The 25,863-nt window shown below is 42.3% G+C and carries 22 protein-coding genes; 10 read left to right on the top strand and 12 right to left on the bottom strand.

Translation table 11 applies throughout. The annotated features are described in order from the left end of the window. Window positions 1-101 precede the first annotated feature (101 nt). From ACRWP9_RS05990 to ACRWP9_RS05980, 3 genes are all read left to right on the top strand, one after another. Window positions 102-1,472, top strand: a complete 1,371-nt coding sequence (locus tag ACRWP9_RS05990; RefSeq protein WP_434928361.1) for a DUF4397 domain-containing protein — start codon at window positions 102-104, stop codon at window positions 1,470-1,472. Window positions 1,473-1,633: 161 nt separating this feature from the next. Next, on the top strand, window positions 1,634-2,116 hold the full coding sequence (locus ACRWP9_RS05985; protein WP_434928360.1) for a CIA30 family protein: 483 nt from the start codon (window positions 1,634-1,636) through the stop codon (window positions 2,114-2,116). An 18-nt stretch (window positions 2,117-2,134) separates the two neighbouring features. Further along, window positions 2,135-2,731 (top strand): HAD family hydrolase, encoded by a 597-nt coding sequence (locus tag ACRWP9_RS05980; RefSeq protein ID WP_226410975.1) that lies wholly within the window; start codon window positions 2,135-2,137, stop codon window positions 2,729-2,731. Between the two features lie 26 nt (window positions 2,732-2,757). On the opposite strand, the gene ACRWP9_RS05975 is transcribed toward ACRWP9_RS05980, so the two are convergent. Next, window positions 2,758-3,429, bottom strand: a complete 672-nt coding sequence (locus ACRWP9_RS05975; RefSeq protein ID WP_434928359.1) for a nitroreductase family protein — start codon at window positions 3,427-3,429, stop codon at window positions 2,758-2,760. Window positions 3,430-3,592: 163 nt separating this feature from the next. Between ACRWP9_RS05975 and ACRWP9_RS05970 the strand changes: the two genes are divergently transcribed. Further along, window positions 3,593-4,264, top strand: coding sequence for a nucleoside-diphosphate sugar epimerase (locus ACRWP9_RS05970; protein ID WP_434928358.1), 672 nt, complete (start codon window positions 3,593-3,595; stop codon window positions 4,262-4,264). Between the two features lie 155 nt (window positions 4,265-4,419). Beyond that, the gene (locus ACRWP9_RS05965; protein ID WP_188840795.1) at window positions 4,420-4,596 is read left to right on the top strand and encodes a helix-turn-helix domain-containing protein; all 177 of its coding nucleotides are present in this window, start codon (window positions 4,420-4,422) and stop codon (window positions 4,594-4,596) included. A gap of 115 nt (window positions 4,597-4,711) precedes the next feature. Here the strand turns inward: ACRWP9_RS05965 and nqrF are convergent, their stop codons facing one another. The 6 genes from nqrF to ACRWP9_RS05935 form a co-directional block, all read right to left on the bottom strand. Further along, window positions 4,712-5,929 carry an NADH:ubiquinone reductase (Na(+)-transporting) subunit F gene (gene nqrF, locus ACRWP9_RS05960; RefSeq protein WP_434928357.1) on the bottom strand — a complete coding sequence of 406 codons (1,218 nt, stop codon included), beginning with the start codon at window positions 5,927-5,929 and terminating at the stop codon, window positions 4,712-4,714. Between the two features lie 65 nt (window positions 5,930-5,994). Then, complete coding sequence (gene nqrE, locus ACRWP9_RS05955) at window positions 5,995-6,603, bottom strand: NADH:ubiquinone reductase (Na(+)-transporting) subunit E (RefSeq protein ID WP_226410980.1); 609 nt, start codon at window positions 6,601-6,603, stop codon at window positions 5,995-5,997. Between the two features lie 2 nt (window positions 6,604-6,605). Beyond that, complete coding sequence (locus ACRWP9_RS05950) at window positions 6,606-7,226, bottom strand: NADH:ubiquinone reductase (Na(+)-transporting) subunit D (RefSeq protein WP_226410981.1); 621 nt, start codon at window positions 7,224-7,226, stop codon at window positions 6,606-6,608. Continuing rightward, on the bottom strand, window positions 7,227-7,997 hold the full coding sequence (locus ACRWP9_RS05945; protein ID WP_434928356.1) for a Na(+)-translocating NADH-quinone reductase subunit C: 771 nt from the start codon (window positions 7,995-7,997) through the stop codon (window positions 7,227-7,229). Continuing rightward, a complete protein-coding gene (locus ACRWP9_RS05940; RefSeq protein WP_434928355.1) occupies window positions 7,987-9,201 on the bottom strand; it encodes an NADH:ubiquinone reductase (Na(+)-transporting) subunit B in 1,215 nt (404 codons plus the stop codon). Before ACRWP9_RS05940 ends, ACRWP9_RS05945 begins: the two co-directional genes overlap by 11 nt. Continuing rightward, a complete protein-coding gene (locus ACRWP9_RS05935) occupies window positions 9,201-10,577 on the bottom strand; it encodes a Na(+)-translocating NADH-quinone reductase subunit A (RefSeq protein ID WP_434928354.1) in 1,377 nt (458 codons plus the stop codon). Before ACRWP9_RS05935 ends, ACRWP9_RS05940 begins: the two co-directional genes overlap by 1 nt. A 507-nt stretch (window positions 10,578-11,084) precedes the next feature. Here ACRWP9_RS05935 and ACRWP9_RS05930 point away from each other — a divergent pair. From ACRWP9_RS05930 to ACRWP9_RS05915, 4 genes are all read left to right on the top strand, one after another. Continuing rightward, a complete protein-coding gene (locus ACRWP9_RS05930; RefSeq protein WP_226410984.1) occupies window positions 11,085-11,432 on the top strand; it encodes a metalloregulator ArsR/SmtB family transcription factor in 348 nt (115 codons plus the stop codon). A gap of 111 nt (window positions 11,433-11,543) precedes the next feature. Then, the gene (locus ACRWP9_RS05925; RefSeq protein WP_434928353.1) at window positions 11,544-12,560 is read left to right on the top strand and encodes an ArsJ-associated glyceraldehyde-3-phosphate dehydrogenase; all 1,017 of its coding nucleotides are present in this window, start codon (window positions 11,544-11,546) and stop codon (window positions 12,558-12,560) included. 101 nt (window positions 12,561-12,661) lie between these two features. Then, window positions 12,662-13,879, top strand: coding sequence for an organoarsenical effux MFS transporter ArsJ (gene arsJ / locus ACRWP9_RS05920; RefSeq protein WP_434928352.1), 1,218 nt, complete (start codon window positions 12,662-12,664; stop codon window positions 13,877-13,879). Between the two features lie 246 nt (window positions 13,880-14,125). Further along, the gene (locus tag ACRWP9_RS05915; protein WP_434928351.1) at window positions 14,126-15,136 is read left to right on the top strand and encodes a substrate-binding domain-containing protein; all 1,011 of its coding nucleotides are present in this window, start codon (window positions 14,126-14,128) and stop codon (window positions 15,134-15,136) included. Between the two features lie 861 nt (window positions 15,137-15,997). Here the strand turns inward: ACRWP9_RS05915 and ACRWP9_RS05910 are convergent. The 5 genes from ACRWP9_RS05910 to ACRWP9_RS05890 form a co-directional block, all read right to left on the bottom strand. Continuing rightward, window positions 15,998-17,536, bottom strand: coding sequence for a transposase (locus ACRWP9_RS05910; RefSeq protein WP_434928350.1), 1,539 nt, complete (start codon window positions 17,534-17,536; stop codon window positions 15,998-16,000). A gap of 218 nt (window positions 17,537-17,754) precedes the next feature. Continuing rightward, window positions 17,755-18,114, bottom strand: a complete 360-nt coding sequence (locus tag ACRWP9_RS05905) for a hypothetical protein (protein ID WP_434928349.1) — start codon at window positions 18,112-18,114, stop codon at window positions 17,755-17,757. A gap of 1,071 nt (window positions 18,115-19,185) precedes the next feature. Then, window positions 19,186-20,907 carry a heme ABC transporter ATP-binding protein/permease CydC gene (gene cydC, locus ACRWP9_RS05900; protein WP_434928348.1) on the bottom strand — a complete coding sequence of 574 codons (1,722 nt, stop codon included), beginning with the start codon at window positions 20,905-20,907 and terminating at the stop codon, window positions 19,186-19,188. Further along, window positions 20,907-22,667 (bottom strand): heme ABC transporter permease/ATP-binding protein CydD, encoded by a 1,761-nt coding sequence (gene cydD, locus ACRWP9_RS05895; RefSeq protein WP_434928347.1) that lies wholly within the window; start codon window positions 22,665-22,667, stop codon window positions 20,907-20,909. The genes cydC and cydD overlap by 1 nt, the downstream gene beginning before the upstream one ends. Before the next feature lie 202 nt (window positions 22,668-22,869). Next, window positions 22,870-23,934 (bottom strand): DUF3626 domain-containing protein, encoded by a 1,065-nt coding sequence (locus ACRWP9_RS05890; RefSeq protein WP_434928346.1) that lies wholly within the window; start codon window positions 23,932-23,934, stop codon window positions 22,870-22,872. 296 nt (window positions 23,935-24,230) lie between these two features. Between ACRWP9_RS05890 and ACRWP9_RS05885 the strand changes: the two genes are divergently transcribed. Next, entirely contained in the window at window positions 24,231-25,781 is a 1,551-nt protein-coding gene (locus ACRWP9_RS05885) for a DEAD/DEAH box helicase (protein WP_434928345.1), read from the top strand. Window positions 25,782-25,863: the final 82 nt, after the last annotated feature.

The raw sequence follows: 25,863 nt of genomic DNA, 5'->3' as shown, positions 1-25,863 counted from the left end.
TAAAGCAAATTAAATCGCCTTAATTGTTATTTTTTTGTGAACCAATAAAAAAATCACCCCGTATAGAAAATTCGTCATCTAACCCTATGAGGAATTACAAAATGAAACGGATTTATCCCTTTGCGTTGTGCGTGTCACTTGTTGGACTAACAGCTTGTTCTGATGATGATAACGACGTCGTCGAAGTCACACCACCAGAGCCAGTTGCCACATCACATGTGCGTGTAATCCATGCCGGTAGCGACGCACCTAAGGTTAATGTCACTGCAAATGGTGCTGAGTTACTTGCAGGTGTCGACTACGCTATGTCCAGTGGTTTACTTGAAGTGACCTCTGCTACCTATAACATTGATGTTGACGCAATTCTTGCTGACGGCACGACAACAACAGTATTAGAAGCAGAATTAGTTGCAGCAGATATGATCGAATACACAGCAGTTGCATTAGGCAAAGTTGCTGATGGCAGCCTTGCAGTAAAACTAATTCAAAACCCAATGGCCGATATTGCCACTGGTTATGCTCGGGTACAGGTGCTTCATGCTACACCTTCTGTAGGTTTAGTTGATGTTTATGTAACAGCTCCTGATGCAGATATTAGCAATGTATCGCCAACCCTATCAGCTAATTACATGGACGCCAGCCCACAGCTTGAAGTAGCAGCAGGTGACTATCAAATTAGAATCACAGCGGCTGGCATGAAAGATGTCGCATATGACTCAGGCACAGTTGCCTTAGGCGATATGCAAGATTACTTTATCAGCGCGATCCCAAATACCTGGTCAGGTTCATCTCCTGTTGCATTGCATGTTGCGTTAACTGAAGGCCAAGCAATACTTAATGATGTTAACAGTGGTGCAGATCTGCGTGTCGTACATGCTGTAGCGGATGCACCTGCCGTTGATGTATTTTTAGATGGCGCAACAACACCCGCTGTTGATATGTTAGCGTTTGGTGAGATAGCGGGTTACTTGAATGTACCCGAAGGCGCGCATACAGTAACAGTTGCCGCTGATGCTGATAACGCTGTAGTGGTAATAGATAATGCAGCTGTAGATTTAGCCTTAGGCATGAGCTATAGCACTTTAGCGATTGGCTCGTTAACCAACAACGCTATTGAACCATTGGTATTAATGGACTCAACACGTCGAGTGGCAACTGAAGCTAAACTCACAGTAACCCACGCAGCCTATTCTGCACCTGAGGTCGATATTTACCTGACCGCATCGGCAGACATTAGTGAAGCGACTCCAGCCCTAGAAGATGTTCCATTTAAAGCATCATCAGGCAGCATCAGTGTTGTTCCAGGTACTTACACTATTAGTGTCACTGTAGCTAATACTAAAGATGTTGCTATTGGTCCATTAGAAGTAACATTAGATGCCTCTGGTGTTTATGGCGTTGCCGCAGTTGATAATATTGGTGGCGGTGCACCATTTGGAGTGATCCTTTTAGATGACTTCACCGTAATGTAATTTGTTATACCCATTTAATCTCCGTAAACCCTTTACGGCTTATCTTTAACCCGGATAAGCCGTTTTTTTATAATGGGGCATATTCAATGTTCAAGTTATTAACTATATTGATATTCGTACTAGGATGTTTTGCAAGTCAATTAGCCATAGGGAAAACTAAGGTGGAATTACAATTTGCCGATAGCCATCATATTAAGTCTATTAACATTAACAATGACACTGTAATGGGTGGGTTATCATCTAGCCATGTGAGTAAGTCGAAACAGTCCGTTGATTTTTCCGGCTTAGTCTCATTAGACAATAACGGCGGATTTGCTTCAGTTGAGTTCGTCTTATTAACGGAACTTGAACAGGCAAGCGTGTGTAAGTTAATTGTTAAAGGTGATGGTAAGCGTTATCAACTGCGCTTTAAGACGGCTGACTTACAATATGGTGAAGCGTATATTGCCGAATTTACTACCCAGAAAGATCAAATAAGTGAGCATGTTTTTAAGGTCGATGACTTTAGAATTGGCTTTAGAGGACGAACAGTTCACAATGGTCCCGCATTAAACTTGGCAAAGGTTGAAAAAGTCGGCATTTTAATTGCGGACAAACAGCAAGGCCAATTTGATATCTCTTTACACTCAATTTCATTTCAGTAAATTAGGAGCATGCAGCAAATGATCCAAGGCATTATCTTTGATCTCGACGGTACCCTTGTAGAATCTAGCTTAGATTTCAGCCTTATTCGACAACAAATCGGCTGCCCTGATGATATCGATGTATTAAAACATGTGGAGTCACTGGGCTGTAAAGATCTGCAAGACAAGGCTAACCAGATCATTATTGAACATGAAAACCAGGATGCCCAGAGCGCTAAAGCTTTGGCTGGCATGGCTGTACTGCTTAGTTTTATCGAACGGCAACAGATCCCCTGTGCCATTGTCACCCGCAATAGCAAGGCGGCGAGTGAACTAAAGCTCACCCAAAACAAGATTAATATTGGCACAGTACTGACTCGCGAATGCTATCCCGCCAAACCCGCACCTGATGCACTTATCGCTATTGCGACACAATGGCAAATTGAGCCCAAACATATTATGTATGTCGGTGATTATTTATATGATATCCAGGCCGCCAATAATGCCGGTATGATTGCCTGCTTTATTAATCACGGTATTGAGACACATTATCAACATTTATCCGATATTATCGTTCAAAGTCTCGATGAGCTATTAACCATCATCAAACAATATAGCTTAAAGAAAGCGCCTTAACAGGTGCGCAATTTATCCATAGTTAATTAGATAAAATCACATATTTCAGCTAACGATTTTTTATCTAAAGCATGGGTCGGCACTGTCGCATCTTCTGCAGGATAACCAGCAACAATTAACATGTAAGGTCGTTCATTATCATTATCGCGACCACATATTTTAGAGAGAAAACTCATCGGCTTAGGGGTGTGGGTTAATGTACCAAGCCCTGCATGATGTAACGCTTGAATTAAAAAACCTGTCGCAATACCTACAGATTCATGCACATAGTAATTACTCTTTTGCTCATTTTCTTCTTGCTTACGTTTTTGGCTAAAAATGGCAATCAACCAAGGCGCATGTTCTAAGTAAGGCTTATTGGCATTGGTCCCCAAAGGCTTTAATGCATCTAACCATTCCTCACCTGCGCGACCAGCATAAAAGGCTTGCTCTAGTGCTTCTGCCTGCTGGCGAATTTGCGCTTTTATATCGGGGCTTTGAATTGCTACAAAATGCCAAGGCTGATGATTAGCGCCGTTAGGCGCTGTGCCTGCGGCTAAAATACATTGTTCAATGATTGCTTGGGGCACCGCACGGTTTGAAAACTTTCGAATAGAATGTCTACGCTTAACCTCACCATAATTTGCTTGAGCCCGATGAAGCATCTCATCCTGCGGATATTCTATAAAGTCGCTCAGTGGCAAATGCTCGTCTGACATTGTCGTTCCTTGAGTAATGATAAAAATCGCGTTATTAAAAAATACTATGCCACATCAATACTCACCTAAAAAGAAAATTGTTATTGTCATAGCAATCCATGTATTGCAACTCATCCATTAGCTGGATACAGTGCTGTAATGATTTTTATAAGGATGTAACATAATGATAGCAGCCATCATAGGTGCAACCGGACTGGTCGGAAAGTCTTTACTAGAGTTGTTATTAGATAGCGATAAATATCAAAAAGTATATGTTTTAGGGCGTTCACAACCGCACATAACCGCGCACCACTTTGGTGAAGAAAAGCTACACTATATCGCCTGCGAATTAGATGAATTACATGAACTGAGTTTACCTGAACCTATCGATCATGGTTTTTGCTGTTTAGGCACCACGATTAAACAGGCGGGAAGCCAACAGGCGTTTATTGAAGTGGATAAATTAGGTGTATTGGCTTTTGCTAAACTACTTAAGCGCCAATCACACTCAAGGTTAGTACTTCAGGTCATCAGCGCCTTAGGGGCAAATCTTCACTCTAGTGTGTTCTATAATCGTGTCAAAGGTGAAATGGAACAGGAGTTATGTCAATTACAGTTGCCACATGTACAAATTTTTCAACCTAGTTTACTCATTGGCGAACGAGCAGACAGTCGTACATTAGAACAACTTGGTCAGTGGTTTTTCAGATTAACCGGTTTTCTGTTTATCGGATCACTTAAAAAGTACAAACCTATCGATGGACTACAGGTTGCACAGGCCATGTTCGATTCAGCACAACAGGCCTCTAAATCGGTTAGCATTATTGATAACTATGCTATGCATAATCACCATTAAGGCCGGCTATGATGAATATTGAAGCTATCTATAATAAATTGAAGCTGTACATAATAAACAGTGAAAACGAATAATTTACTCAAGATTGTCTATACTGTTACGAAAGCAAAAAATACAAAAGCAAAAATGAACACTCAATAACTTTGGAGATAGCAATGAGCGATAAATTACTCACCCTTGAAGAAGTCTGTAAAATTTTAGATAAAAGCCCAGCCACGATTAAGCGCTATGCCAGAGAGAATTTGTTATCGAGTCATCAAGATGGTGATGAACTGACGTTTCCAGAGGGAGAAGTGATGCGTTATTTAGACTTCTCAAAACGCCTAGGCTAGTTTTTACCCTAACGGTTAGACTCACTATCACGCTAAATATCAGGCAAAGAGATAACCAATCACTAAAAAAGGGAAAGCAATGCTTTCCCTTTTTTGTTATCTAAACTGAGTTAACTTAATCACCAAAGTCATCCAGTAAAATATTTTCAGCTTCAACCCCTAAACTTTCAAGCATACCAATGACAGAAGAGTTCATAATTGGCGGGCCGCACATATAGAACTCACAATCTTCCGGTGCTTTGTGATTTTTAAGATAATTTTCAAATAACACATTATGAATAAAGCCAGTGTAACCGGTCCAATTATCGGCAGGTAGTGGATCAGATAACGCCACATGCCATTCAAAATTATCATTTTCAGCCGCTAACATATCAAAATCTTCCTGGTAGAAAATTTCACGTTTAGAGCGAGCGCCGTACCAAAAAGTCATTTTACGATCGGTTTTAACCCGTTTTAATTGATTAAAAATATGCGATCGCACTGGCGCCATACCCGCACCACCACCGACAAATACCATTTCAGCATCGGTTTCTTTAACGAAAAACTCACCAAATGGGCCAGAAATAATCACCTTGTCACCGGCTTTTAAATTAAAAATATACGATGACATTTTACCCGGTGGTAAACCTTCAGACGGTGGCGTAGCAATACGCACATTGAGCATTATACGACCTTTCTCATCGGGGTAATTCGCCATTGAATAAGCGCGTAATACCTCTTCATCAACCTTTGACACTAGCTTAAATAATTCGTATTTTTCCCAGTCATCACGGTATTCGGCAGGAATATCAAAATCGGCATAGCGAACTTCATGCGCTGGCGCTTCAATTTGAATATAACCGCCCGCTTTAAATAGGACTTCCTCGCCGTCAGGTATTTTAAGTAATAGCTCTTTAATAAAGGTCGCTTGGTTATTGTTAGAGATAACCTCACATTGCCATTTTTTAACACCAAAGATTTCTTCATCGACCTCAAGTTCCATATCACTGCGCACAGCAACTTGGCAGGCTAAACGACAGCCTTCTTTGGCTTCTTTTTTAGTAATATGGTCAAGTTCGGTGGCCAGAATATCACCGCCCCCCGACTTCACTTTTACCCGACATTGACCACATGTTCCACCACCGCCGCATGCTGATGGAATAAAAATCTGATTACCTGCTAATGCGGCAAGTAATTTATCACCCGCAGGCGTGCGCACGGTTTTAGACGCATCATCATTAATACTGATGGTTACTGCGCCGGTATTCACTAACTTACTTTTGGCGACTAAAATCACCATAACTAACAGGCTTACTACTATGGTAAACATGCCAATACCAATTGCCATTTCCATTAAATGCACCTTCTTATTAATCTGTCATTCTGCTGTGAGGAATTCATACTCTGCTTCCCAATGCCTTACAGCGTAATGCCAGCGAAAGACATAAAACCTAATGCCATCAAACCTGTGGTAATAAAGGTAATCCCAATACCTTGCAGACCTTCAGGAATAGCGTTGAACTTCATCCGCTCACGCAGCCCAGCTAATAGCACAATTGCCACCGCCCAACCCACCGAGCTGCCCGCGGCAAACACGATTGATTCAGTTAAGTTGTAATCACGGTTAGCCATAAAGATAACCCCGGCAAAAATGGCACAGTTGACCGTTAGCAAAGGCAAGAAAATCCCTAGGCTTTGATACAGGGTGGGAATGTATCTTTCTAAGAACATTTCCAAAATTTGCACCAATGCGGCTATCACACCAATAAAGGTAATGAGCTGTAAATAGCTGATATCTAAGTCAGCCATTCCAGCCCAAGCTAACGCGCCAGGGGCCAGTACATTGACATAAATCAGTTGATTAATCGGCACTGCTAGCATCATTACCACAATGACTGCGATACCTAGGCCAAATGATGTGGACACTTTCTTCGATACCGCTAAAAACGTACACATACCCAAGAAGAATGACAGCGCCATATTGTCGATAAAGGCTGCTTGGATAAATAAATTAATATAATGTTCCATGATTATCCTCGCTTACTTTGAACAACATTAATCGCCCAAATCATCACGCCAATTAAGAAAAATGCACTGGGCGGTAAAGTGAACATTTCGTTAGGTAAATACCAACCACCGTTCGCTACTGTGGTCAATATTTCATGACCAAACAATGAACCACGCCCTAACAATTCACGCACAAAGGCAACACCAAGCAGAATAACGCCGTAGCCAATGGCATTGCCTACCGCATCGACAAACGCAAGATGCGGTGGGTACTTCATCGCAAATGCTTCAGCACGGCCCATAATGATACAGTTGGTAATGATTAAGCTGACAAATACCGATAACTGTTTCGACAGTTCATAGGCGACATCTTGCAGCACCATATCAACGATGATCACTAATGACGCGATAACGGTCATTTGAGCGATAATTCGCACACTGTTGGGAATAAAGTTGCGAATGGTTGAAATAATCACATTGGAAAAAACCAACACAAACGTTACCGCTAAAGTCATCACCAATGCAGTTTGCATTGAATTACTGACCGCCAACGCTGAACATACCCCTAACACCTGCATGGCTACTGGGTTATTGGCAAAAATCGGCGAAGTTAATATGTCTTTTGTTGAAGTTGACCGACTCATTTACTTCTCCTCCGCTTTAGCAAAACGGTGAAGAAATGTTTGGTATCCTTCAACGCCAAACCAAAACTCAACCGCTTTTTGTATGCCAACACCAGTACGTGTTGCACCAGAAACACCATCAACACCATGTACATCACCGGCTTTGGCGCCGCCTTTGACAACCTTAATCGCTATCTTACCTTTGGCGTCAAACAGCTTCTTACCTTGCCATAGCGATGTCCAATCTGGATCAGTCACAAAATCGGCAATACCGGGTGTTTCACCGTGTTCATAAAACACAATATTCTTAATGGTATTAAGATCAGGTTCGACCGCCAAATAGCCATACATCATCGACCACAAACCTTTACCGTAAATAGGCATCACAATGCTGGTTAACTCGCCTTGGGCATCGAACACCTCAAAAATACGTATTTGATCGGCACGGCTTTTAATTTTGGCGGTATCTTTTTTCGGCTTACTAGAGGTTTCTGGATTAATCGCCGCCATACGGCTATCAAAATCTAACAGATTCTCCTGTTCGATATACTCACCGCTTTCTAAGTCGACCAATTTAGGCTGCACACGTGTTGTAAACAACTCTCTAAAGTCGGCAGAACTATTGGCAATACCAGCCGCGTTTAATACAAACTGCTGCACTTCATCACGTTTTTTAACTAGCTTTCTTTCTTTTAGAATTTCGGCAGTACCGGTGATCATAAAAGAACACACTAGACTCAAGCTGACGATGAAAACCATGGTTCCCAGCACCGAATCTTTTTTAAAGGCCATGGCGTTTTAGTCTCCGTTTGATGTTGGCTCTCGCCACCAGATAATCGAATAACGGTGCCCATAAGTTGGCAAATAAAATGGCTAACATAATGCCCTCTGGTAACTTGACGTTGAGCACTCGGATCAATACCGTCATAAAGCCAATCAGAGCACCATAAGCATATTTGGCATTGCGGGTATAAGAGGCCGTTACTGGGTCGGTAGCCATAAACATCATCCCCATAGCAAAACCGCCAGTGACCAGATGCCATGTCCACGGCATAGTAGCCATGGCATTTTTAGCCGGGCCAAAGAGGTTAAATATAATTGCGGTGGCAATCATACCCAACATCACCCCAGCAACCACTCGCCAGTCAGCCACTCGGGTCATCAGCAAAATGCCGCCACCCAGTAATATCGCTAAGGCACTGGTTTCACCAATCGATCCCACAGTGAAGCCAAAGAAAGCATCCCACCATAGCGGATCACTTAATGCCCCAATCCAACTTACATCAGCAAAGCTGAGTTTATTGGCCGCGGCAAGCCCTAAGGTTGTCGCCCCTGAATAGCCATCTACCGCAACAAACTGGCTTATTGCAGCTACTTCTGTTGGATAGGCGAAATAAATAAACGCATAACCTGCTAAGGCAGGGTTTAAGAAGTTATATCCCATGCCACCAAACATCTCTTTGGCGACAATAACCCCAAAACTGATGCCTATCGCCATAATCCACAGCGGGGTAGAAACAGGCAGGATAAGTGAAAATAGTAACGCGGTAATAAAGAAGCCTTCATGCAGCTCTTGACCACGCATTCTGGAGAATATGACTTCCCAGAACAGGTTAACGGTCAATGCAGTAAGATAAAAAGGCACGTAAAAACTCGCGCCATAGGCAAATAAACTTAATATGCCAGACTCAGCGGTTAAGCCTGAAAATAGCATATTGAAAATGGCTAAATGCCAAGTATCAGGTACACTAGCGCCTTCAATAATAGCCAGTTGGGCTTGTAGGCCAATGTTGTACATACCAAAAAATAATGCTGGCAATAAACACATGCCAACAATATGCATGGTACGTTTTACATCAATGGCGTCACGCACATGAACCTGCCCCTTGGTGCTACGACCGTGGGCAATCCATAAAGACCGTAAGTACTTGCGCATCGAATCGCCGTGCTCATAATACTTGTCTTGGGTCGACGGTTTCTTAATAGGCTTACTCATTAACCTTCCCTCTCGATAATATCTAGGCAAGCACGTAATTCTTTACCAAAGTCATACTTTCCAGGACAAACAAAGGTACATAACGCGAGATCTTCTTCATCTAATTCCAACGCACCTAAAAGCTGTGCTTCATCGGTATCACGTACCACTAAATCACGAATAAGTAAGGTGGGGAGAATATCTAAAGGCATCACACGGGCAAGCTGGCCAAACGCCATCATAGCGCGGGCTGAACCACCAGCATGGGTGGTAAAATCGAACAATTTTTTGGTGCGGCTAAAGCCCGACATCATGATGCCGGTGAGACTGAATTTGTCTTGATCGTTTCGCACCCAGGGCAGTAATTCATGTTTGTCATCTTCAGACAGCACACAAATCTGGTTATGAAAACGACCTAGGTAATCGTAGCTACCCTCAGCAGTGTGGCCATTTAGCACGCTGCCAGACACTATGCGTGAACGAACATCCTTAATTTTACCCGCCACAATCGGACTTAATTGAGCACCTAATTGGGTGCGAACCAAACGCGGTTCAAGCACATTAGGGCCCGAAAAAGCCACCACTCGGTCGGTATACAGTTCACCATTTAAAAATAACTTACCGAAGGCAATAACGTCTTGATAGCCCAAATGCCACACAGGGCGCTCTATGCTTGCTGGCAGAATAAAATGAATGTGAGTACCCACTAACCCAGTAGGGTGAACACCATTAAATTGATGAATAGACACCTTAGACAATTTAGTGGTGATATCGTGCTTCAATAAGGGCGCGTTATCATCCTGGCACAGGTACACTTTGCCTTCGGTTAAATAGGTAAGCACTTGCAAACCTGCAACAAAAGCCTCTGTTTGCTCAGCAATAATAATGCGAGGGTCAGCGGCAAGCGGATTACTGTCTATTGCCGTAACAAAAATACCCGCTGGTTGGCTGTCTAATTGCGGTACCCGCGAAAATGGCCGGGTACGTAATGCGGTCCACAGGCCACTATCGACAAGGTTATCAACCACAAGTTGGCGATTTAGCTGATTAAAGTCATCATAACGCGCAAAGCTTTTAGCTTGTTGCTGTTCATCACACTCAATCACAACCGCCTGTAAAACGCGTTTTTCGCCACGATGAATTGCGCTAACCTTGCCGCTAGCAGGAGCTGTAAATTTTAGCCCAGGGGTTTTCTTGTCTTCAAACAGCGCTTGCCCTTTAATAACACTGTCACCCACCTCAACTAACATGGTCGGTTTTAAGCCGACATATTCTTCACCTAATAAAGCCACTGTTGTGACTTTTTCACCGTCAAACACTTGTTGAATAGGCAGACCCATAATAGGTACATCCAAGCCGCGTTTAATGGTTATTATCTGGTTTGAAACCCCTGCCATTATCATCACCATCAATAAAAATTCGATGAGCAATTTTAAATCTTTGTAAACGCTAATGTATGAAGCAAGATCACACTAATGAGGTATTCGGTAATTTTAAAACATGATATCCGGTAGCTATTGTGAAGCAGATCACTACAAGGAGGGCTAAGCACAAACAAATGTTATTTTTACTACAAAAATAATATTTGATGTTAGCGCTTAAGTAAGAGCTTAAGTAAGAGCTTAAGTAAGAGCTTTAGTAAGAGCTTTAGTAAGCGCTTGAAACTAGACATGACTAAAATGGCATAAAAAGTCTATATTCAAGTTAACTAGAATGCTTAAAAAATACTAAACACACATACTGCAACAAAACATATATAAATTTATATATATCAAATTCTGTATGTAAGATAATATTCCATAAGACACTTTAGAACCAAATCAGATATTCAATGACTTACCAATACTTGAGTCGAGCAACTGAAAATATCAATCTCTTTATATGAATAAAAACTCAGGCTAACAATGATTAACCCAACTCAATTTTTTAAATGTTTAGCCGACGAGACGCGACTGCGTTGCCTAATGCTTATTCAACATGAAGGGGAATTATGTGTTTGCGAGTTGACCGAAGCATTACAAGAAATTCAACCCAAAATTTCACGAAATCTAGCTCAACTACGTAAATGTGGTCTCCTAATCGATCGCCGTCAAGGTCAATGGGTGTTCTACCGTATTAATGCTGATTTACCCACATGGAGCCAGTTAGTATTAAGCGAAACAACTCACCACAATGCACTGTTTCTAGAAGAAAACCTCAGTAATCTATGCCGAATGGGCGGACGCCCTGAACGTCTAAAAGCTTGCTGTTAATCGCTCAATAAAATGAATTGACCCAAACAAACGTTCACCATACAAAGATCAACTAACCCTAATACAAACCGCCAATACCTCATTAAAATAGTAAGTTTAAAGGATACTCACATGACAATTAAAATCGGAATTAATGGCTTTGGCCGCATGGGACGTTTAGCGCTTAGAGCCGCTTGGAACTGGGATGATGTTGAATTTGTCCAAATCAATGATCCCGCCGGAGACACTGCCACCTTAGCCCATTTACTCACATTTGACTCAGTTCACGGTCGTTGGCAACACGAGGCCAATGCCGAAGCAGATGATATGGTGATAAACGGTAAACGCATTGCCTGCACCCGCAACAAAACCATCAGCGAAACCGATTGGTCAAAATGTGATGTCGTCATTGAAGCCTCAGGACAAATGAAAACCAAAGAAGTACTGCAAGCTTATTTAGATCAAGGTGTAAAGCGCGTTGTAGTCACCGCCCCAGTTAAAGAAGACGGTGTATTAAACATCGTAATGGGCGTAAATCATCAGCTTTATGACAAGGCAATTCATTCAATTGTCACTGCCGCTTCTTGCACCACTAACTGCTTAGCGCCCATTGTCAAAGTCATTCATGAAAACATAGGTATAGTGCACGGGTCTATGACAACGATTCACGACATTACCAACACCCAAACCATTCTCGATGCACCGCATAAAGATCTTCGCCGTGCACGAGCCTGTGGCTTAAGTCTTATTCCTACCACCACAGGTTCAGCAACTGCGATTACCCATATTTTCCCTGAACTAAAGGGCAAGCTTAACGGTCATGCTGTGCGTATTCCGCTAGCCAATGCCTCATTAACCGATTGTGTGTTTGAGGTCAGTCGCCCAACCACAGAAGCAGAAGTGAATAGCTTATTTAAAGCCGCAGCCGAAGGGCCTTTAAAAGATATTCTAGGCTATGAAGAACGCCCTTTAGTGTCGGTCGATTATAAAACCGATCCACGTTCGAGCATCATTGACGCGCTATCAACCATGATCATTAATGGCACTCAGGTTAAACTTTATGCCTGGTATGATAACGAATGGGGTTATGCAAATCGCGCCGCTGAACTCGCTCGTATGGTCGGCCAAATGGATAAAGCATCAGCTTAAATAGAGAGAACTCAATGGGACTTTTGACTGAATCGTGCCGCTGAAATCGCCCGTATGGTTGGCCAAATGGATAAAGCTTAAGCTTATATAAAGAGAACATAATGGGACTTTTGACAGGACTGTCGCCAGAAATTCGCCAATACTTGGTCGTTACTGGCAACTATTGGGCATTCACGTTGACCGATGGCGCCCTTCGTATGTTAGTGGTGCTGTATTTTCATGGTTTGGGTTATAGCCCGCTAAATATTGCGATGCTGTTCCTTTTTTATGAAATTTTTGGGGTAGTCACTAACTTAATTGGCGGCTGGTTAGGTGCACGCTTAGGCCTTAATAAAACCATGAATATTGGTCTTTTTATGCAAATAGTTGCCCTTGGCATGCTATTAGTTCCCGCTGCAGCGCTAACCATCCCCTGGGTCATGGCGGCACAAGCTTTGTCTGGCATAGCCAAAGATCTCAATAAAATGAGCGCGAAAAGTAGCATCAAATTATTGGTACCTGCCGATGCGCAAGGGCAACTGTATAAATGGGTTGCCATATTGACCGGATCGAAAAATGCCTTAAAGGGAGCGGGCTTCTTTTTAGGCGGCGCCTTACTGACATTATTGGGTTTTCAGTATGCGATTCTTTGCATGGCTGTTGGGTTATTGCTGGTGTGGATTTTCAGTCTATTTAACTTGAAGCGTGACTTAGGTAAAGCCAAAAACAAGCCTAAGTTCACTGAAATATTCTCAAAAAGTCAGGCGGTAAATACCCTTTCAGCGGCGCGACTGTTTTTATTTGGTGCTCGCGATGTTTGGTTTGTGGTCGCCTTACCCGTTTACCTAGCGTCAACCTTCGGCTGGGATCACTGGTACGTCGGCGGCTTTCTCGCTCTTTGGGTCATAGCTTATGGTGTAGTACAAGCTTTTGCGCCCCGATTAACCGGTAAAAACCAAGGCAAAGTCCCCGATGGACGCAGCGCCTTAGGTTGGGCGGTTTTGCTCAGTGTGGTGCCAGCGTGTATTGCACTAGCAATAAGTTATGACTTTCATGCTGCCAATATACTTGTGGGCGGATTAATGCTTTTTGGCGCATTATTTGCCATCAACTCCTCGCTGCACAGTTATTTGATTGTCAGCTATGCCAGCGAAGATGGCGTGTCTTTAGATGTCGGCTTTTATTATATGGCCAATGCGATGGGACGTTTAATCGGCACCGTGCTGTCTGGTTGGGTTTATCAACTATATGGTATGGCCGCTTGTCTGTGGATATCCGCTGTTTTTATTGCACTAGCCGCGCTTATTTCAGTCAAACTGCCAAGGCATCAGCAAGCGTAAATTATTTGCGGAGTGAGATGAGGTTAGATGAGATAATGCGTTATTTCATCTAACCTTAATAAACGTCTAATGCAGCTATTGCCATGCTGACGCATAGAGTTCAAAACACAACAATATCGACAACAATATCGATTAGCCCACACGGATAGGTTCAGTAATACCGTTTCAGCTCGTATCTTTAAATGAATTTATTTGATATATATTGGTGTAAGCTAAGTGACACCATGATTTATTTCAGGAGGGAGTGTGGGGAGATCATTTGTATTATTTGTTGCCTTTAGTCTAATACCCATATTTTCTGTCTATGGAAAAGAATTGAAACTTGCCGTGGTGCCTAAATTTCATAGTGTTTTTTTTGATCAAAGCAAAGCTGGCTGTATAGATGCTGCGGCTCAAATAAAAGGTGTGAAATGTATATATCGGGGACCAGAGATAAGTAATGTTAGGATGCAAGATCAGGTAATAAATCAACTGATTGATGAAGGTATAGACGGTATTGCTGTCGCCGTTACACAATCTAAATATCTCGTTAAAAACAGCCTTAAGAGAGCTAAAGAAGCAGGTATTCCGGTTATTACCTATGACTCTGATATTGATGTTTCAGTCAACGAGGACACTAATAGTTTACGCCTAGCGTATATAGGCACTGACAATTTTGAATTGGGTAAGTCATTAGGTGAAGAGTTAAAAAAACTTCGCCCCAATGGGGGAACGCTAATAATGCAATCTGGGCGACCCGATTCTCCTAATCTGAATTTAAGACTGATGGGTGTCCGTTCCGCATTATCGGGAAAAAAATACGATGCACCTCCTGGAGAATTGCTTAATAACGATTCGGGATGGACAGAAGTTAGAGAGCCTTTCTTTAATTTTGATCAATTGGATCAATCTGTTAATCAAATGGAGTCTGTAATGAAAGGTAAGCCTGTAAAAGCAGACTCTTTTATTGCTGTTGGTGGTTGGCCTCAAAATGACCAAGCACTTTATCGTAAAATGATTGCCCCGTACCTGGAAAAAATTAATAACAACAAGGTCATCATTGTTATAACTGATACATCCTCTGAACAATTAACTATGTTGGAAGATCATCTTGTTCATATCAATATTGGTCAAAAACCATATGAAATGGGAAGACAAGTCATTTTGACACTTTATAAGATTGTAACAGAACAAAAATATCAGAAAACCATTTACACACCTATCACTGTTTGCACACCAGAGAACGCTGATACATGTACCAAGATTACGGGATTGTAATCATTGCAGATAATCTAGCCCCACTAAATTTCTAAGCTGCTATCACTCTGGTGAGTGTAGCTAGACCAATACTTCATGGGGACTTATTGCCTGCTGCATGAATGTTCAGGATGAAAGGAATGTCCTGATCACATGGATGTGAAAGAGCGACCTTATGTGCAGATAATCCAGCGAGACGCCAGCTCTTGATTTTAAAATCAGCATCCATGTGGGCTTAACCAAAACATCCATGTTTTGGATACTCGCTGGCTCATCTGCACCCAAATTTTTGTTTCTTCGATTTAGCTTCATTGATGGCTGTGGCAAAAGCTAAATCAGAACAAAAGTTAACTCATTTTCTGGACAAAAGCAGGGTTGGAAGATTTGTTTTTATAAAAGTTTGCCCTGATCAGACTAAATTTTAAAACTCAATTAAATTTTCATTGGCGTCAAAGGTTGACTACAAGTGCAGATGATCCAGCGAGACGCCGCAAGCACCTCCATGTGGGCTTAACCAAAACATCCATGTTTTGGATACTCGCTGGCTCATCTGCACCCGAATTATTATCTCTTCGATTTAGCTTCATGGATGGCTTTGGGAAAAGCTAAATCAGGACAAGAGTTAACTCGTTTCCGAACTGAAGCGAGTTAGAGCTTATTTTTACAAAATTTAACTCTGACCCGACTAAATTTAACGAGCCTGTAGAATTACTCGTTTTTAAATTCATTTTGATTAATGAACAAACAATATCTGAGTTTCTATTTTGATTCAATTATTTAGTGGTGTTTAGATTACTATTTAACATGCTGATGTATTGTTGTTTTTAGAGGGAGTATAAGGCAGGTTTGGTGAGTTTTTGAGGTGAAAAGGGCTTACCCTTCTTAGTGCATCACGTGTTGCAGCTTTTCTATGTTGTGAACAAGGCAATACAGTTGCCACTGGGCATTAACTTTGACTTGGCCGCGTAAGGTCAATTTATTCATCCCTTTGTTGACCGTAATATTGCCAAACACAGGCTCAATGCAACCCAGTCGTTTGCTATATTGCCGCCGCCCCATCGGGCTGTCTATTTTCACTTTCATCTTGTCGGTGTAACTCAGCTTTTTCCGTGAGGCATCATTTTTAAACTGCACTTGCCGCCCCGTTTTTATCGGCGGTTTTCGCATGCATTGCTGTTGCAGCGGACAGATTTTGCAATCTTTTAAATAACCACAGAATCGGGTGTATTCTTGGTTATAGCTTTTGACATTGATGCCGCTTCGCCACATCTCATTGCCTGCGGGACATCGGCAGGTTTGTGTTGCTTCATCATAATGAAAGTCATCACAGGTAAACAATCTTGGCTTGCCGTTACGTCGTTTTAATCTGCGCTTTTCTTGCTCGGTTTCGTAAGTTTCACTTTCTTTAAACAACGGGTTTCGTTTTCTAAATTGGTTATCTGCGATGTAGGTATCAAAGCCACTTTGCGCCATAAATGCCAGATTAGCTTCACTGTTGAACCCACTGTCTGCGGTGAATTTTATAGTGTGTTCGTTTGAGGATTTATCGGTATTGAGCTTTTCGAGTTGTTGTTTTAATTGCGTGACCGCGGGCTGAAGCGTTTGTTGTTCACCGACCGAACCCCACGTTTGTGCTTGTAAAATAATTTGATGTTTATCATCGTTTATCGCAATACCATTGTAACCTTGAATGGTGCCTTTGGATGTGGTCATCTTTGCGCTGTCAGGGTCGGTTATATTGCTTTTTACAGGCTTGCCTTGACTGCCTATTTTTTCTTGGTGTGTCGCGAGGAATGCCGTTATTTTGTCCGCACTTTTATCCAACTTTTCTTTTTGTTTTAAGTCTTGTGTGACTAACTCTTCACTTAGGCCATCTTGCGCTTGATGACGTTCAATAATCCGTTTGCTTGCCCGTGATAATTTTGCTTTTTTACGGTCGAGTTCATCGAACGTACCGCTCCACTCTTTGCTCGCATTTGACTTTAACTTACAACCATCGATGGCAAACATGTTGCGGCCGATGAGCCCTTCTTCATCACAAATCAGCAGCACTTGAGTAAATAAGGGTTCTATTTGTTCATGCATTTTAGCCACGAAACCCGCTATCGATGTGTAATGTGGCTGTACATCACCCGACACGCTCATGAACAAAATATTGTTTTCACACGCCTTAGCAATACGTCGACTGCTAATTAAACCATGCGCATACCCGAGTAAAATAATTTTGAGCATAACTGCCGGTGAATACGCTGCCGCACCCGTTTTATCATTGTGATACCAAGCATCAAACCCTGATAAGTCGAGTTTGTTTTCGATAATATAACAAAGGGCATACTCAAATGTACCAGGCAGAATTTGCTCTGAAAAATTGATGGGAATGAATTTACTTTGGCAGGATAAGTCAGGCTTATAGTTGGCCATAACAATTTACTGTAGGTGAATAATATCTATTAGATCACAGACACCGACACGCTACAAGCTCAAAAAACAACCAATTAACTTTATTTGTAAAAAGACGTTGAAAATGTCTATTTGGGAGAAATTCTACAGCCTCAACGCCCAATTAACGGGCTAAAAATTGTGGGCTAAACTTGAGCGAAGCGAATAGCCCGCTGTTTTTAGTCCTGTTGAATTTCTTGTTATATGGCAACGGTATACCGATACCAATTAGCAACGGTTTGAACTTCATTAGCCAAACCATCAGTTAACTCTAACGCATAAGCATATGATTTATCTAATGCCAAATCTAAGTCATCGGGCATTTCAGTTGTTTGCGATAAACGAGCCAATTGCATAACTAACCAGCAACAATTAGCGAACACGTAGGCCTCTTTTTGCTTAAGCGATAATAGCATAACGTCAGTAATTGCCCCAAAAGCCTCATGCGGTTCTAAGCCTTGAATGAGCGCTTCTCTAGCTTGAGTGAAAGCCCACTCGTTATGCTCAAGTTTAATTAAACATTCTGGGATCAATAACTCAAAACGACTAGATACACTCATAATGGAATTGCCATATAACAGCGTATTAGCGAGAATTCCGATAAACATCCTGAGAAGCTCACCAAAACACAACATCCAAATCGCTTTAATTATTAATAATTTTAGTAACTTATCAGCTTAAATAACCCAAATCAATCACCTTTTAGTCTAGGCAAAAGCGAGAATTTAGATAATCGAGAATAATACAAACTCGTTATGCAGAGCAGATATGTTAACAAAAATCAGCTAATTCAATTAGATAGAATTATCCTTTAGGTAAAACCGAGAATTTTCGCAATTACATAACGAGAAACAACACTGTTGTTTTAACACAAAGGAATTATAACTGTATGAAAACACAGTATACTGTCGCAAAGATTTTATGATGTTAATCGTAGATAAATTTATATCAAAATGGTGCTTTCATAAACTAGCGATAACTATGTTCGAGCAAAGTTTAAATTGGATGTTCTCTAACAAGCTTTGGGGCAAAAGTGAGTTAGTGTTTTGAAATAATCTTATGCCACTCGCTCTTTAAAACTTGCCGATTAAGTCAATGCTCGAAAGGTTCATCATGGTGGTTTGCAAGCCGACCATCCGACCCAGGGATGGGTCGGTTGAGCTACAAGGACTTTTTTATTTCGAAAGAATGCTGCGTGTCGGTGAGTTAATATCATGCTGAACCTACATAGATAAACTTCACGATACATGCTTTGCTATAACCAAAGCGCCATGTTCATAGTGGCTGCTGGCCATACACATAAGCTGACATGGGGGTAAATCAAGTCAGTGTTTTGAAATAACTTTATGTCACTCACTCTTTAAAACTTGTTAATTAGGTAAATGCTTGAAAGGTTCATTATGGTAGTTTGCGAGCCGACCATTCGACCCAGGGATGGGTCGGTTGAGCTACAGAACTTTTTATTTCAAAAGAATGCTGCGTGTCGGTGAGTGAATGCCATGCTGAACCTACATAGATAAACTTCACGATGCATTCTTTACTATGGTATAGCTCCATGATCATAGAGACCATATGCATAATCCCACTTTAACTCACAAAGCTGTTAAGGCTTCAGCCCTCTTTAGCAATGTTCAGCCGTTAACATCAACACCCGTCAGGCTCGACAATTGTCCATCTATAAGCTGATAACAAGCATCCATTTGACTTAACGCCGTGGTTCTGTGGCTTATCATCAACACGGTTTTATGCTCAGCAAAGGCAAATAAAGTTGCGAGTATTTCTCGCTCGGTGCGCTTATCTAATCCTTCTGTGGGTTCATCTAACAACAGAAGTGGTGCATCACGCAGTAACGCGCGGGCGACACCGATTCGGCGTTGCTCGCCGCCAGATAATTGCCTGCCGCCTTCGCCCATCCACATGTCTAACGGGTTATCACCCTGTAATAAATGACTTAAGCCCACTTGTGACAACACATGAGTTAACTTGCCATCGTGGGCTTTACGTTTTTCACCAGCAACATAAGGTAATGCCAACACTAAGTTGTCACGTAGTGTGCCGCTAAACAAATGCACCCGCTGACTGACGACCGACATTGATGCGCGTAAATTGGCTTCGCTGTAATCTTCAAGCGGCTGACCATCTAAAGTAATACTGCCGGAGTCTGCTTGCCATTCGCGGGTGATCATATGCAATAAACTGGATTTACCGCAGCCGGTTTTACCGACAATAGCCACTTTGTGTCCAGCTGGAATATGTATATTCAGCCCTTTTAAAACCGCTTGATTAGCGTGATAAGCAAAATGTAAGTTGCTGATAACCAATGCGCCTGTTTTAGCCTTAATTGCTTCATTAATGGCATCATTGCTGCCAAATTGAATAGCTGGAACTTGCTCAGTTATTGCCGTGACCCTTGTGGCTGCTAACACAGTGCTAGATAAATGCTGAAACGCGCCTGCTATTGGCATCATCATTTCTAAACAGGCCATAGTGGCAAATATGATCAAGGCAAATATTGGCCCTGGTGGCACGGCATCGCCCACGCCATTCGCGGCTAAATACAGCATCAACAATACCGCGAAACCGTTGGTTAAAATTAATATCGCCTGACTTAACCCAGTGATTTTTGCCATCGCAATTTGGCTGTTAAAAAAGATCTGTTGCTGTTGATACACTTTGGTTAAATAACGTGAATTAGCCGCAAATAAGCTTAATTCAGCCTGACCTTGAATCACATCCAGTAGCTGTACTCTAAAGCTTTGTTTAGTTTCGATTAACTGCTGGCCTGGCACTTTGCCTAATTGATAAAAAATACTCGGCAATATCAATAATACTAAAAGCAAAAAGCCGCACAGCGCTAACGCTAAACTAGCATCAAACCAGGCGATAAACGCATACAGGGCAGCTATCATCAATAATGATGCGCTAATCGGTGTAATAAGGCGCAAATAAAGGTGATCTAAGGTATCGATATCAGCCACTAGTCGATTTAATAAATCGCCTCGGCGTAGACCTGTTAAATTAGCGGCGCTAAGAGGTAACAGCTTTTGCCACGCCCACACTCTCAGTTCAGTTAATAACTTAAAGGTGGCTTCATGGGTGGCTAAGCGCTCACCATATCGGCTTGCGGTGCGGGCGATAGAAAAAAATCGCACGCCGCCTGCTGGGGTGAAAAAGTTAAAAACCTGCGCTGTGGCAACGGTGAGTCCTGCGACTGCGGTGGCGGATAAAAACCACCCCGACAATGACAATAAACCCACACCCGCTAACAAGGTAATAAAACTGAGTAATAAGCCCACTAGCATCATTAACCATTGGCGCTTAAATAAGTGTACAAAAGGCAGTAGCACTTTCATTAACTGACCTCCTGTTGCAGTAATTGATAAAAGCTACCTTGGGCTGCCATTAATGTTTGATAGTCCCCCTGTTCCACCAGCTGGCCTTTATCGATGACGATAATGTTATCGACTTGAGTTAAGTCATTTAACTTATGCGTCACCATTAAGGTGGTTTTTGCCTTTGTCGCTTGAGATAAAGCGGCCATTACCGCTTCAGCACTTTGTTCATCTAAGCTGGCTGTCGGCTCATCAAGTATAAACACACTGGCTTGTTGGCTCAGCGCTCTGGCCAAGGCGATTCGCTGGGCTTGCCCTACTGATACGCCAGATGATTGATCGCTTATTACCGTATGCAGACCTTGGGGATGCTGAGTGACAAAATCAGCAATTTGAGCTTGTTCAAGTAATAGCATAATGTCTTGGTCACTTAGCTCGGGACTGCCTAATGCGACGTTTTCAGCAATTGTGCCGTGAAATAACAGCGGGTCTTGCCCTAACCAGGCAAGGTGTTTTCGCCAATGGGCAAGGCTGATAGCGTCAAAGGCTTGGTCATTAATCAGTAACTCGCCTTCATAGGGTAAAAAGCCTAACAAGGCTTGCAGCAAACTGGTTTTACCCGCGCCGCTAACCCCCACAATAGCCACGTGTTGTCCTGCGATAACATTGAATGAAACAGGCCCAAGTAAACATTGACCATCCATGCTCATTACCCTTAGATCTGTCGCTCTGATGCTAACCTGATTAAGAGCAGGCGTTTGATTGCCATCAGTGTGAACATGAGAAAGGGGATAATCTAATAACTCAACTAAGGATTCTGCTGCGCCAATAGCTTGCGCTTTAGCGTGATAATGGGTACCTAAGTCGCGCAGTGGTTGAAAAAATTCAGGTGCTAACATAAGCACAAACATGCCGGTGAATAAGCTGATCCCTAAGCCATAATGACCAAAATTTAAATGGCCTAAATAACTAAAACCAAAATACACCGCCAATACTGCGATAGATAATGCTGCAAAAAACTCTAACACCGCCGAGCTTAAAAATGCCAGTCGCAACACCGACATGGTACGACTTCTAAAGTCTTCCGATGCTTGATGGATTTGCTTAATTTCGGCTTCACCGCGGTGAAACAATTTCAAGGTACTCAAACCTTGTAAGCGATCCATAAAATGACCACTTAATCGACTTAAGGCGCTGAAGTTTTTGCGATTGGCATCCGCAGCCCCCATGCCGACTAAAATCATAAACATTGGAATAAGTGGCGCTGTGGTCAAAAACACCACACCTGCGGCCCAGTTTAAGGGAAATACCAGCACTAAAATAAACACAGGAATAAACCCTGCCAACAGCATTTGTGGCACATATTTACTATAAAAATCATGTAAATCTTCCACTTGCTCAAGCACAATACTTGCCCATGCACCGGCTGGCTTACCTTTAATAAATGCCGGCCCTAGGGCAACCAGTTTGTTCAATACTGCTTGCCTGATATCTTGGCGGAGTAATCTTCCTGCCTCAAAGCTGAATCGTTCGCGCCAGTAAACTAAAGCGGCGCGGGTGAGTAATAATATGGCTAAACCGATAAAAAATGGCCGTAATTGACTGACAGTTAACTCAGTCATAATCACCCCATGTAAAATTTTAGCAATACAATAAGCTTGGCCTATGATGGCTACGCCATTTAACAGTCCGAGTAAGGTCGCTAACTTAAGGTAAATACCGCAGGCAGATTGCTGACTTTTAAGCCATTTGGCCAATGACTTTTCTAACGACTTATCCATGACACTCCAACAACAATTCTTGATGCCCTATAAGCAAGATAAAAGGCACAACATTAAGAACATAGAATAATAAAAATAGAGAATGGTTTTAAAGTGCAGTATCGCAGCTGTCACCTACCTAATACAATGAACCGGCTGATAATGTTAACTGCTGCACAGTTTAGTGATTGATGAGCGGGATCAGGCTAGGTAAATGGCTTCACTATTGAGGATCAATGGCGCCATACCTGACCAACACATGCCAAAGCAGTTTCAATTCTTGCACTTTTTTTGCGTGGCTTGAACGCTCACTCCAGCTTGTAGGTTGCTTACATAATGTATAGGCGGCTTGTCCCAAAATAGCGGCATTTATCATATTATTCTGAGCAATGCTTTGCGCTAACATAGGCATATTCGCTCCGCGAAAGTCACTGGGTACCTCTTCTACCGATAACTGATATCCGCCATGCCATAACAGTTGAATATCATGCCCATCACATAAGGTTTGTAGCAAATCACCCACGTGTGAATCTTTAAAACTGGGGTCGGCGACTAAAATCTCGATATCATTATCTAGAGATACATCACCGTGGATTTGTGCCTCAATGTAATGATCAAGATTACAACTTGGCGTGCGTGTAAATCGCCCTTGGATGGCATGAGCTAAATCAGTGGTTAAATAGTCAATCAATTTAGCGGGCTTAAGCCCTTGAATACCTAACGCGTAATGGCGCTCAAAACTTTCACTTAATAATGCCGCTAACACGCCATCGAAACAATTTATGGTGCCCTTCTCTTTTGGTAATCGATAAGAGTCCATATAGCTAAATGTACTGCGTGTTAACACTTGTGGGGTGGTCAGAAAGTAGCAACTACCAAAGCGTGGTGCAGGCCCCAATGAGCACAAGCCTAAGTCTAGTGCGCCATACTTAGGCCGATGTTTGATGCCTGAATAACATTGACCAAATAACTGGTTTTCCCAATAATCACGTGGCCCACCTAACTCTGGCGATAATTGACCATTAGAGATATGGGTTTCAAACTGGCTTTTATAAACACCGTCTTTTATCAGGCCTTCAACCACTCTTAAGCCACGGCTATCGACTCTATCAGGGTGAAAATGCAACGCAACTCGGCCATGCTGATTTAGTTTTCGCATTGCAAGTTGCAGTGAAACCATAGAGATATTTGACATCAACAGTACATTTTTGATCAACGCATGGGCGGGATCGCGTAACACTAAGGCAATCTTTTCAATGTGTGATAATGCGGCCTGTTTTGGGGTCATGAACTGCCTTATAAGACAAAAATGAAGACGAAAAGTAGGTAGTAAACTAACGACAGATTAGCATAAAAGCTAAATCAAGGGTGATAGTGATATAGCTAATAACAGTTATACAATGCACCAAGCAATTCATTGTATGCAATATTTCTTTGTTTGGCACTGAAGATTAAGACTTTTTCACGATTCCGCTAGACGTGTTTAGATAGCACTTATATTGCTTTTCAGGTAAGATGCACGCCCGCCGATATTGGCTACCTTAATATATTTAACCGCCTCGGCTGTTAACTGAGATGTAATCTATGAGTTTTGAAAACCTAGGACTAAGTGCTGCTATTTTAAAAGCGGTTGCCAAACAAGGTTATGACACCCCATCCCCTATTCAAGCCCAAGCCATTCCTGCAGTATTAAACGGTCTAGATGTTATGGCAGCAGCGCAAACAGGTACAGGTAAAACAGCGGGATTTACTCTTCCTATTCTAGAATTATTATCCCAAGGCACGCCAGTTAAACGCGGTCATGTGCGTACTTTAATATTAACGCCTACCCGTGAACTTGCTGCGCAGGTTCAAGACAGTGTCGCGACCTATGGTAAACATTTACCACTTAAATCGGCTGTAGTGTTTGGTGGCGTGTCTATTCAGCCACAACTGGCATCACTTAAAAATGGTGTTGATATTCTAGTAGCAACACCAGGGCGTTTATTAGACTTATATCAGCAACGCGCGATCAACTTTGATCACCTTGAGATTTTAGTCCTTGATGAAGCCGATCGCATGTTAGACATGGGCTTTATTCGTGACATTCGTAAAATTTTGTCATTCTTGCCAGCTAAAAGACAAAACTTAATGTTTTCAGCGACATTCTCTGTCGAGATCCGCGAGCTAGCAAAAGGCTTAGTAAACAACCCTGTTGAAATTTCTGTTACCCCACGTAACAGTACTGCGAATAGCGTTGAGCAAAGCATTTACACTGTCGATAAAACGCGTAAGTCAGCAGCGTTAATCGAACTGATCAAAATCAATAACTGGAATCAGGTATTGGTATTTTCTCGCACTAAGCACGGCGCGAACCGTTTAGCGAAAAGCTTAGAGTCAGCGAATATTTCAGCTGTGGCGATTCACGGTAATAAAAGCCAAACCGCACGTACTAAAGCCTTAGCGGACTTTAAGCGTGGTGCTGCCCAAGTTATGGTTGCAACTGACATTGCTGCCCGTGGTATTGATATCGACCAACTGCCTTTTGTAGTGAATTTTGACTTACCGCAAGTGCCTGAAGACTATGTTCACCGTATTGGTCGTACCGGCCGTGCTGGTGCATCAGGTGAAGCTGTGTCTTTGGTCAGTGATGAGGAAGGTAAATTATTACGTGATATCGAAAAACTGATTCAACGCCAACTTCCCCGTAAGGTGTTAATCGGCTTTGAGGCGAATTTTACCTTACCTGAAACCCAATTAACGGGTTCTTCAACAGGGCAAAAATCTAGCGCGAGTCGCACTAAAACCTCGAGTTCAGGACAGGATAAAAAAATCCACCAAAGACGTCAGGGTAATAATGAGCAGAAGAAAAGTTCTGATGGTACTTCTGCAAACGGCGCAGCTGCAAAGAATCGTCCGCCTAGACGCCAAAAGCCATTAGTTGATTTAGGGGCTAAATTTGCTAACCGAGCACAAACACCTAAACCAAGTGACAATGACTCAGGCGAGCGCAAAGCGCCAGCTAAAGCAAGTCAACCTAAGCCGCAATCGCAGCCTAGACAAACTAAGCCTAGCGAACCTAAATCTAGCCCTGCATCAACCAGTAAAGTTGATCCTTATGCTAATGCAAAGATTAAGTTCCAAACAAAAGATTGATACTGAGTTAACGCACTTGATGAGCAGTTAAAGAGCTATTGATTAGCTATCAGTGAAAAATCGATATGAAAATGGAGGCTTA

The organism is Shewanella sp. HL-SH2, assembly GCF_051164935.1.
Classification (GTDB): domain Bacteria; phylum Pseudomonadota; class Gammaproteobacteria; order Enterobacterales; family Shewanellaceae; genus Shewanella; species Shewanella glacialimarina.
The sequence above is the reverse complement of the archived record's forward strand: the minus strand, read 5'-3'. Positions and strand labels throughout refer to the sequence as shown.